This window comes from Parazoarcus communis SWub3 = DSM 12120 (assembly GCF_003226565.1).
GTDB classification, from domain to species: Bacteria; Pseudomonadota; Gammaproteobacteria; order Burkholderiales; family Rhodocyclaceae; genus Parazoarcus; species Parazoarcus communis.
In genome coordinates, this window is sequence record NZ_QKOE01000018.1 from 86,448 (window position 1) to 97,424 (window position 10,977).

Below are 10,977 nucleotides of genomic sequence, written 5' to 3' on the forward strand. Positions count from 1 at the left end.
GACAACAATGATTCAAGACCTTGATCTCAGCTGTCCGCAGCATTGATGACCACAGCCTTCTCTCCGACCACGATGCGGTACTTCCGCTCCGGGGAGGTCTCTGCAGACCACAGTCTTCCGGCCCTGTACGGCGCGGGTACCGCGGCGAGTGCCCGCCATATGCTCCCCTGGGTGTCCCGGTATCCCACCGCCACGCCCAGAAAACGCGTACCCAATTCCGTGCGTCGGCGCAATACCCGCAACTCCCCTGGCATCATCACGAACTCATGCACCGCAATGACTTCGGCATCCTTTGCCCGATCCCTCCCGCCAAGCAACTCGAAAAAGTCGGCAGACTGGAAGAAGTCCCGTCCAGACAACTCATAGACCCTTAACACCACTGGAGAAGGCCGCCCTTGTTCGGTGGGATTCACGTGCTCGGATGCCGCGAGCGATATCTCTACCGGCACCGGCAACTCTGGCCGTGATGGCATTGAACACCCTGCCTGCAACAGCAGACAGGAAGCAACAGTCGCCCACATCGTTGTCAACAGACAACCGGACCAGCCTCCTCTCCGCCCCCCAATACACGCCATATGCAAGTCACTCCTTTGCTAACGGATGCAGATTGAGACAATCCGAAGGAAGATAACACAAAATGCATTGACACAGTCCATTGTCATGACTCAATATTGACAAATGCATTATAGAACATTCCAAATGCGTTTTTACTAACGCCATCAGCACCGTCAACTCTCAAGAAATTTAGCGCTCATGCTCGCTGATTCCACCCTATTCACCAGCCTGTTGGAAAACCTCCCAGCCCCCCCTGAATACGGTGCATGCGGTCCGGATCTTGAGTATGACCCCCGCTTCTTGGACTTCCTCTCCAGTTCCCGTGAAAAGCCTGAGCGCCAACTCGGCAACCAGATCATCCCCGCGCAAGCGCCCGATTGGCGTGCGGTGATGCAGCAAGGCACGAGGCTCTCAATGGAGTCCCGCGACCTGCGCATTGCAGTGGTACTGACTCAGGCCGCCACTGAACTGACTGACCTTTCAGGTCTAGTCCAAGGGCTGTTACTCATTCACTCCTGGCTGGAGCAGCACTGGGACGACCTGCATCCGACGCTGAACCATGACGGCGAGCGAGACCCCCTGTTGCGCATGAATGCACTCGCCTCCCTCGCCGATCCTGCTGGCTGCCTGAAAGCCGTCCGTCAGGCATGTTTCCTGGATTGCCCCATCGGCACCCTCAGCCTTGGTGACGCAGAATCCATCCTGAAAGGCAGAACAACGTCCGAGAACGCCGTCGTTACCTCAGCCGACCAAATGGAACGCCTGCTATCAGACGAGAGCGAACGCAATGCAGAGCGTCTGGCGGCGCTCACCCACGCCTCTCGCACTCTTGCTGAAATTGATGCGCTGTGGCGTAGCAGGGTAGAAGCGGAGTACTGGCCAGAACTAGGCCCGCTAAAAGATCTTCTCAACCGCCTTAGCGTACTGGGAGAGGGGCAGGCGCTCAGTTCATCCGACATGGCAGAACCCATCCCTGGTTGTACGCCAGAGACCGAGTCTGTCCCCTTACGGGCTACCGCGGTGCGGACGTTGCCCGAGCGGGTCACGAACCGGCACGACGCCTTCCTAGCGCTGGCCGTCGCCCGACGCTACTTCGAATCCCACGAGCCATCCCATCCCGCCCCACTGCTGATCCGCCGCATCGAAAAACTGGCCGACCTTGGTTTTGCAGAAATTCTCGCCGAGTTGACCCCCGACGCCCTTGCACAACTCAGGCACATCACAGGTGAAAACAACACGGCGGGCTGATTTAGCCCCCCTCCCAACGATCCAAACAAATCGACCAAGGAGTCAAAGTTGACAACTCGAAACGACGTACCTAGCGGCAAGAGTGGCCAGAAATTCATCGCGCGGAACAGGGCCCCCCGCGTCCAGATCGAGTACGACGTGGAACTATACGGATCGGATAAAAAGGTCCAACTCCCATTCGTCATGGGCGTAATGGCGGATCTGTCGGGCACACCTGCCAAATCCTTGCCCCCTGTCGCAGAGCGCAAGTTCCTCGAAATTGACATCGACAACTTCGATGAACGCATGAAGGCCGTCAATCCGCGCGCAGTCTTCAGGGTACCCAATACGCTGACCAACGACGGAGAGCTGGTAATCGACATTACCTTCGAAAGCATGGCGGACTTCGGCCCAGGGGCAGTGGCGCGCAAGGTCGAGCCGCTGCGCCGCCTGCTCGAGGCGCGCACGCAACTCAACAATTTGCTCAGCTACATGGATGGCAAAAGCGACGCTGAAGAGCTGCTTGCACAGATTCTGCGCGACCCCGCTGTTCTCAGGTCGCTTGCATCGATGCCCCATTCCGCGAACGCAACGCTCCCGCAAGATGGCATCTCGACCCATACCAACAAGGAGGCATGAACCATCATGATCCAGCCTGCATTCGAGCAAGCATCGGTTTCCCTCCCCACCGGTGAGTCCCCAGACTTCATCAACCTGCTTGAGAAACAACTCAAGCCCAAGACGGAAGATCATCGTGGTGCCGTCGAATCGGCGGTGCGCGCGCTCGCAGAGCAGGCGCTGGAATCGACCGTAAATTTTTCCGGAGATGCCTACCGCTCGATCCAGGCGATCATCGCCGAAGTCGATCGAAAGCTCTCCGAACAAGTCGAACACATCATCCTCAATCCCGAATTTCAGCGACTCGAATCCACTTGGCGTGGTCTCCACTACCTGGTGAACAACACCGAGACAGATGAAATGCTGAAGATCCGGGTGATGAATCTGTCCAAGCAGGACCTGCATCGCAACCTGCGCCGCCATAAGGGCGTGGGCTGGGATCAGAGTCCAATCTTCCGCCGCATCTACGAAGAAGAGTACGGGCAACTCGGCGGCGCACCATACGGCTGCCTGATCGGCGACTACAACTTTGACCATTCCGGACCGGACGTCGAACTGCTAGGCGAGATGGCCAAAATCTCTGCCGCTGCCCACTGCCCCTTCATCGCTGGCGCAGACCCCGCCGTGATGCAGATGAGTTCCTGGCAAGAACTCGCCAACCCACGCGACCTGACCAAGATTTTCGAAAATACCGAATATGCCCCGTGGCGCAGCCTACGGGAAACGGACGACTCGCGTTACATCGGCTTGGCAATGCCGCGCTTCCTCGGGCGCCTTCCCTACGGGGCACGCACCAACCCTATCGATGACTTCGACTTCGAAGAGCGTACGGAAGGAGCCAATCATCACCGCTACCTCTGGGTCAACGCCGCCTACGCAATGGCGGTCAATATCAATCGGAGCTTCAAGCATTACGGTTGGGCCACTTCGATTCGCGGCGTCGAATCCGGTGGACTCATCGAGCACCTGCCCTGCCACACCTTCCCTACCGACGACGGCGGCATGGATATGAAATGTCCGACGGAGATTGCCATCTCCGACCGCCGCGAAGCGGAACTGGCAAAAAACGGCTTCATGCCATTGCTCCATCGCAAGAACACCGATGCCGCAGCCTTCATCGGTGCGCAAAGCCTGCAAAAACCTACCGAGTACAACGACCCAGACGCCAGCGCCAATGCCCAATTGGCAGCTCGTCTACCCTATCTGTTCGCGTGTTGCCGTTTCGCCCACTATTTGAAGTGCATCGTCCGCGACAAGATCGGCAGCTTCAAAGAGCGTACAGACGTCGAACGCTGGCTCAACGACTGGATCATGAACTACGTCGACGGTGATCCGGGCAACTCCAGCCAGGAGACCAAGGCACGTAAGCCGCTGGCGGCAGCGGAGGTTGTCGTTGAGGAAGTCCGTGATAACCCAGGCTACTACAGCGCCAAGTTCTTCCTGCGCCCACACTACCAACTCGAGGGACTGACGATGAGCCTGCGTCTGGTCTCGAAGTTACCGTCCGTCAAGGAAGGCAACGCGGCCTGACATCAGCATAATTTTTTTCTCATGACCCACAACCTGAATAGAAAGGTAAATACCCATGGCATCTTTACAAGACTTCTTCATCAAGATCGCTGGTATCGACGGTGAATCAAAGGACTCCAAACACACCGGCTGGATCGACGTGCTCTCATTCAACTACGGCGTATCACAGTCATCGTCCATGTTCACCGGCGGTGGCGGAGGCGTCGGCAAGGCCAACTTCGATGCATTGTCTTTCACACATTATGCCGACAAGGCCACGCCCAACCTGATGCAGTACTGCGCCTCTGGCAAGCACATCGGCACGGTGGAAGTATCGTGCTGCAAGGTCGGCGATGGCGCCCAGGAGTACATGCGCATCACCCTCACCGATTGCATCATCACCCATGCCGGCCCCTCCGGCTCAACCGACGATGCCCGGGTCAAGGAATCGGTTGGTATCTCGTATTCCAAGATCAAGGTCGAGGTCAAGGAGCAGAACGCTAACGGCTCGATGGGAGCCGCCGTTACCGGCTCGTGGGATGTCAAGCAGAACGTCGCTTAGGTGCAGGCTTGCGGCCGGGGCACGCGCCCTGGCCGCACCTTATCGGATATCGTCATCAGCCGGAGATGCCGCACCATGAGCATCAGCACCATCGAAATCGTCAGAAAGTGGGAAACCGCCAACGCCACGGTAAGTGTGCTCACGGCCAACAATGGTTCGATCAAGGGCTACGTCCTCGAACGCCCCGGCCCGGATACCACGCAGGCCGGACTACGCTTGCGCATACCGGAAGGCATCTACAGACTGAAGTGGCACAACAGCAACATCGACGCCGTCAAGCAGCACAACCCAGTCCCGCTCCTCTACAACAACCAAGTGTCAGAAGGACGGTACATTCTCATCCACAACGGCAACTATCCGCACAACACCGACGGCTGCCTGCTGGTGGGCGAAACGCGAGGAACCGATTTCGTCGGCTCCAGCGTATCCATGCTGCAAACGCTCAAAGCGTTTCTCCAATCCAACGGCATCGAAAACGTCAACCTCTCGATTTCCTCCAGCTATCAATAGCCCATTCCCGAATCCATCCCCATTCAAGCGCAATGTCGAAACCCAACATTCTCAGCCGTGTCGTCTCGATACTCGCCTTCGGGCTAGCGCACCTTCTTGCAGCCGCCGCCCCAACCAATGGCCAGGCAGCCATCATCGTGCCTGCTGCGTCAGGCATTCTCCATGACGCAACCCGCTCGGCGCAGACGGGGCGCATCGAATTCTCGGGAGACGCCAGACTTTCCGGCGTCCTCCAAGCCTACTGGGTTCCCTCATGGCCGGACGGCAAGACCGAGCAGCGGACCCTGTTTCTGCGGTTCTTCCCCGACCGGCGGTCACTCGACGCCTTGCCGAGCATCGCCGACGACGGGCGCCCCCCGGCATCACCCACGATCATCCAACTCTACCGCGGCACCCCCACGGCAGGAGACGTGTTCGATACCGAATTCCCCCTCGAAGCCGCCATCCCCATTCTGGATCAGTTCTTTCCCAGCGTGCCGCCGGAGTTCTTCCGCTACCGGGAAGGGTATGCGCTCACCCATGTCCGGTTGCGGGTGCGACACCTGTCTTCGTTGATCGAATGCGACAGACGATTCTTCTTCAGCGACTTCTCCAGCATCGGCAGGACCGTCGCCGATATCCCGGCATTTCGCCTGCAGGAGACCGTGCGCCAAGCCGAGCAAGAAGCAGGATGCGCCGGACGGGCGCCCTATTACGAGTACTACCAGCTCAAGCCCGGCGCACCGGATCGGTCCGTCGTGCTCAGACAGACGCCTGACGCCGACAGCGACGCAGTCATGCAACTCGATGCCGGCAGCCAGGTACTCAAGCTACGGACGGTCAACGACGAATGGGTCGAAGTCGAGGTCTTGCGCAGCGCCCTTCCCGCCGCAGTGAAAAGCACTGAACAATCTTCCCGCGGCTACGTCCGGCGTGGCGAATTGCAGGTCATCAATTGACACCATCACGGGCCACGCCACCCCATCCGCGAAATGGATCTTGCACACCAACCGATCCCTGGCTCATCCGGACCTCAACAGGAATCCAGACTCATGCCTCGCTTACCACATAAGCTGCTTTCATCCCTCCTGCTGTTGCTGCTGCTCGGAGCTTGCGCCACTTCTCAAGAACAGGCTCCGTTGCCCCCTTCCGATGCCACTACGCCACAGGAGCGGGAACACAAAACCTGGGTCAATGAACGGGATCAAGCCATCCAGACGCTTAGACTTGACCCTCATCTCAGCATCACCGAACTCAAGAACCGCGAAACCGTGGTCCGTATCCGTTCGGGCGATCTGTTCCGCAGCGCCAGCACGACAATCAATCCGGCTATCCTCCCAGTACTCGAACATATCGCTACAACACTGGGTGCCCACCCAACGCTCGCGGTACGAGTCATCGGCCATACCGATAACGTCGGACCCGCACAGCAAAACGTCGAACTATCCCTGCAACGAGCCCAGGTCGTGCGTAACGCGCTGATCGAACTCGGCGTAGACGCCGCGCGAATCACTCATGAAGGCAAGGGCGACACGGAGCCTCTCACCTCAAACAGTTCGCGTGAAGGCCGCGCAGTTAACCGCCGTGTCGATCTACTGATTCCGGCCTATTCGTTCAACGCTACGGCCGAATCTGCCGCGCCCCCACCAAACGACGCGCCATTGGAAAGGACTGCACCATGAACCGCCTGTTGTCAGCGTCCACGCCGCTAGGCGACGCGCTCTGGGCGGTAAGCCTAACGGGTCGGGAGGCGCTATCCACGCTCTACTGTTTCAAGGTGCGCTTCAAGTCCGCCGAGCGAGATATCGACTGCCAAGCGCAGATCGGCGAGCGTTGCGCGGTGGAACTGGAAACCGACCGACGCGGCCGGCGCTACCTCAGCGGCCAGATGATCGACTTCGCAGCCATCGGCAAGCACGGCCGGCACTGGGTTTATGAGGCCACCGTTGCCCCCCGTCTGTGGCACGCCTCGCGCCGTGCCGGCTTCCGTATCTGGCAGAACCGCAGCGTGCCCGACATCCTTTACCAAGTCCTCGGCGAAAACGCGGTGCGCTTTGACATGCGGCTGAAGGCCACCTACAAGACCTGGACCTATCTCGTCCAGTACAGAGAAACCGACCTTACCTTCATCTGCCGCCAGTTGGAACATGAAGGCATCTACTTCTGGTTTGAACATAGCGCCGACGGCGAGACCCTGGTGTTGGCCGATCACTTCTCGACCCATACCGAATTTCCCGGCTACGCCTCGGTACCCTACTACGACGGCACCGAGGCCCGCGCCGACGAGGACCACTTCGACAGTTGGCGCCTGAGCCGACGCGTCGAACCCGGCCGTCTGATCCACACCGACTACGACTTCGAACACCCCTCGGCCAACCTCACCACCGAGCACGCCGACCCCCGCGGACACCTGTTCGACCATTACACCCGCTTTCACTACCCCGGCGACTACCTTCAACCTGCCGACGGTCGCCGCTACGCAGCCAACACCCTTGAGCGACTCCAACGTGCACAGGAGACCGTGCTGCTAGCCGGGCGCGTGCGCGGCGCCGCCCCCGGCCATCGACTCGTCCTGCGCGAACACCCGCGGCCCGACCAGAACCGCGAGCTCCTCATCGTCGCCGCCAACTACGACATAGCCGACAACGATTACGAAGGCGCCACCACAACCGAGGCTAGCCGCATGTGCATCACCGTCGAGGCCATGCCCGCCAACCGCCCCTTTCGCCCGCTACTCGCCACCCCAAGCCACGTACCCGCGGCGTCGAGACCGCCATCGTCGTCGGCCCGCCCGGCCAAGAGATCCACACCGACCAGTACGGCCGCGTCAAGGTGCACTTCCATTGGGACCGCTACGGCAAGAAAGACGGTACCGACACCTGCTGGATCCGTGTCGCCCAACCCTGGGCCGGCAGCCACTTCGGCGCCATCCACCTGCCGCGCATCGGCCAGGAAGTCATCGTCGATTTCGAGCACGGCGACCCCGACCGCCCCATCATCACCGGGCGCGTCTATAACGCCGAGCAGATGCCCCCCTGGGCCCTGCCCGCCAACAAGACCCAGTCGGGCTTTCTCACCCGCTCCTCCCTGGGCGGATCCGCCGCCAACGCCAACGCCATCCGTTTCGAGGATCTGAAGGGCGCCGAGCAGCTGTGGATCCACGCAGAGCGCAACCAGGACATCGAGGTCAAGCTCGACGAGACCCACTGGGTCGGCCAGGACCGCACCAAGACCATCGACCGCGACGAGACCACCCACGTCAAGCGCGACCGCACCGAGACGGTCGATGCCAACGAAACCATCACCGTCCACAAGAACCGCACTGAAACCGTCGACGGCAACGAGTCGGTCACCGTCCACAAGAGCCGCAAGAAGACCATCGACCAGAACGAGACCGACAAGATCGGCAAGAAGTGGTCGGTCAATGTGGGCACCATCAAGACCGAGACCATCGGCATGGTGTCCATGTTCAACGTCGGGATGATGCACAGCGAGAACGTCGGTCTGCTCCACACCTCGATGGTCGGTGCCATCCGGGTGGAGGCGACCGGCATGAACAAGACCGAGACAGTGGGCTCGGACCGCAGTACCACGGTCAGCAAGAACGACACCCTCAACGTCACCGAGACGCGAAAGGTCAGCGCCAAGCGCATCGAACTCACCGCCAGCGAAGAGCTCGTGCTCTCGTGCGGCGCCAGTACGGTGCGCCTGACCCCCGCCCTGATCGAGATTCTCTCGACGCTGGTCAAGATCAACGCCTGACAAGGATCCCCTCATGAGTGGCAAACCCGCCGCCCGCATCGGCGACTCGGTCGTCAAAGGCAAGATCGTCACCGGCTCGGCCACGGTGCTCATCGGCGACGCCGCCGAAGGCGCAGCCGACCGCTGCCCCACCTGCAAGCCCACCGTCGGGTGGCCGGTGAACCCGGTGCTCGGGGTCAAGCTGCTGCCGGCCGAGACCGACTTTGCCCTCGTCGCCCCCGCCCCCTTCGCCTTTACCCGCAGCTATGTCTCGAGCGATGCGCGCGACAGCGCCCTGGGCCCGGGCTGGTCCATCCCCGGCGAGGGCCTCGGGCTGGAGGTCAGCGACACCGCCACCGTGCTCATCGACGCCCAGGGGCGGCGTATTACCTTCGGTCCGCTCGCGCCCGGCGAGGCCCGCTTCTCGCCGTCCGAAGCGCTGTGGATCCGCCGCGGCGGCCCGGTCGTCCCGCAGGCCGAGGCGCTGGCGCCGTGGACCGGGCGCTGGGCCTTCATCCCCGAGGCGCTGCAACACCAGCCCGAGGCGATCTTCGTCGTGCGCGGCACCGAGGCCCTGCACTTTGCCCCCCAGGGTGAGGACTGGCGGCTCGTGGCCGAGTTCGACGCCCACGGCTACCGTACCGAGTTCGCCTGGCGCCAGGGCCGTCCGGCCACCGTCGTCGATAGCGCCGGGCGTCGCTACCTCTTCTTTTATGTCATGGTGGCCGAGCGCTCGCGCCTGCACGGCGTGGCGCTGGTCCCCACCAGCCCCTCGCCCTTCGCACCGCGCGATACGCCGCGCACGCCCTACGGTGTCGACCCGCACGCGCCCGAGACCGACTGGCTGGTGCGCTACGACTACGACAGCGCCGCCCGTCTCGTGGCAGTGCGTGACCGCAGTGGCCAGATCGTGCGTGAATTCACCTGGACCGGCTCCGTCATGGCCGGCCACAGCCAGCCCGGCGGCATCGCACTGCACTACGCGTGGGACACCCCCGGCCCCGAGGGCCGGGTACTGCGCCAGACCGAGACCGATGGGCTGAGCCGTCAGTTCGCCTACCACGCCGGGCACACCGAGGTCACCGACAGCCTGGGGCGCACCGAGCGTTACGACTTCGAAGGCGAAGGCCCCGACACGCGCTGGACCGGCCACACCCGCGCCGACGGCTCGCAGCTGGCCTTCGAATACGACGGCTTCGGTCGTCAGATCGCCAGCATCGACCCCCTGGGGCGGCGCACCACCTCGCGCTACGACGGCCAGGGGCGGCTCACCGCGCGCAGCCTACCCGATGGCAGCGCCTGGCACTATGCGCTCGATGATGACACCGGCGCCGCGCGTGAGATCCGCGGCCCGGAGGGGCAGACCTGGAAGATCCAGCGTGATGAACGCGCCCGTCCCGTGCTCGTCACCGCGCCGGACGGCACCACCACCGCCTACACCTACGACGACATCGACCTGCCCGACCGCCCCACCACCATCACCGATGCGCGCGGTGGCGTGCGCCGACTCGAGTGGAACCGACTGGGTCAGCTCACCACACACACCGACTGTTCGGGGCGCAGCCACCGCTTCGACTACGACGGCGAAGGGCGGCTGCTGGCCGAGCGCAACGCGCTGGGCGAAGCCACCCGCTATGAACATGACCGCCTCGGGCGCGTCATCGCCGTCTATCGCCCCGACGACAGTCGCATCGCTTACCAGTACGATACCTTGGGCCGTGTCACCCAACTCACCCGCAGCGCCAAGGGCGAGGCGCATCCGCGCACCGACACCCTGGTGTGGGACCGCTTCGGGCGCCTCACCGCCTATCGCGATGCGGGTGGGCTCACCCAGCGCTACCGCTACGACGTGGCCGGGCGCATGGTCGCCCTCATCAACGAGAACGAGGCCCAGACCCACTTTGCCTACGATGCGTTGGACCGCCTCATTACCGAGACCGGGTTCGATCGCCGTACCCAGCACTACACCTACAACGCCGCGGGCGAACTCATCGCCCGCACCGAGGCGAGCCTGCCCGAGGCACCGGTAACGCGTTACGAACACAACGCCGTGGGCCGTCTCATCGCCCGTCACCTGCCGGCCACCGCGTGTGCGCCGGCGATCACCGAGCATTTCGCCTGGCGCGCCGATGGCCAGCTGGCCTCCTTTACCAGCCCCACGGCCGAGGTACGCTTCGCCTTCGATGCGGCCGGACGGGTGGTGCGCGAGTCGCAGTCGCATACGAATCAGACCGCGGATCCATGGCACTATGCCTGCGCCCACCGCTACGGTCTTC

9 protein-coding genes and 1 pseudogene are annotated in these 10,977 nt (G+C 62.0%); 9 read left to right on the plus strand and 1 reads right to left on the minus strand.

Features of this window, described 5'->3' with window-relative positions; translation table 11 throughout:
• Positions 1-26: 26 nt before the first annotated feature.
• On the minus strand, positions 27-575 hold the full coding sequence (gene tssJ, locus DNK49_RS18900; RefSeq protein WP_110528289.1) for a type VI secretion system lipoprotein TssJ: 549 nt from the start codon (positions 573-575) through the stop codon (positions 27-29).
• Positions 576-753: 178 nt separating this feature from the next.
• Here tssJ and tssA point away from each other — a divergent pair, with 178 nt between their 5' ends.
• From tssA to DNK49_RS18950, 9 genes and pseudogenes are all read left to right on the plus strand, one after another.
• Positions 754-1,803 carry a type VI secretion system protein TssA gene (gene tssA, locus DNK49_RS18905; RefSeq protein WP_110528293.1) on the plus strand — a complete coding sequence of 350 codons (1,050 nt, stop codon included), beginning with the start codon at positions 754-756 and terminating at the stop codon, positions 1,801-1,803.
• Positions 1,804-1,851: 48 nt separating this feature from the next.
• Positions 1,852-2,421: a type VI secretion system contractile sheath small subunit gene (tssB, locus tag DNK49_RS18910; RefSeq protein ID WP_110528296.1), complete on the plus strand. Its 570-nt coding sequence runs from the start codon at positions 1,852-1,854 to the stop codon at positions 2,419-2,421.
• A 6-nt stretch (positions 2,422-2,427) separates the two neighbouring features.
• Positions 2,428-3,930 (plus strand): type VI secretion system contractile sheath large subunit, encoded by a 1,503-nt coding sequence (tssC, locus tag DNK49_RS18915; protein ID WP_110528299.1) that lies wholly within the window; start codon positions 2,428-2,430, stop codon positions 3,928-3,930.
• A 55-nt stretch (positions 3,931-3,985) separates the two neighbouring features.
• Positions 3,986-4,471 (plus strand): Hcp family type VI secretion system effector, encoded by a 486-nt coding sequence (locus DNK49_RS18920; RefSeq protein ID WP_110528301.1) that lies wholly within the window; start codon positions 3,986-3,988, stop codon positions 4,469-4,471.
• A 75-nt stretch (positions 4,472-4,546) separates the two neighbouring features.
• Positions 4,547-4,981, plus strand: coding sequence for a DUF5675 family protein (locus DNK49_RS18925; RefSeq protein ID WP_110528304.1), 435 nt, complete (start codon positions 4,547-4,549; stop codon positions 4,979-4,981).
• Positions 4,982-5,013: 32 nt separating this feature from the next.
• Positions 5,014-5,919 (plus strand): SH3 domain-containing protein, encoded by a 906-nt coding sequence (locus tag DNK49_RS18930; protein WP_110528307.1) that lies wholly within the window; start codon positions 5,014-5,016, stop codon positions 5,917-5,919.
• Between the two features lie 93 nt (positions 5,920-6,012).
• Complete coding sequence (locus tag DNK49_RS18935) at positions 6,013-6,642, plus strand: OmpA family protein (protein ID WP_165843381.1); 630 nt, start codon at positions 6,013-6,015, stop codon at positions 6,640-6,642.
• A pseudogene (locus DNK49_RS25180) lies at positions 6,639-8,722 on the plus strand (type VI secretion system Vgr family protein). The gene DNK49_RS18935 and the pseudogene DNK49_RS25180 overlap by 4 nt, the downstream one beginning before the upstream one ends.
• Positions 8,723-8,888: 166 nt before the next feature.
• A partial coding sequence (locus tag DNK49_RS18950) for a DUF6531 domain-containing protein (protein ID WP_133255126.1) occupies positions 8,889-10,977 on the plus strand: 2,089 nt, incomplete at its 3' end.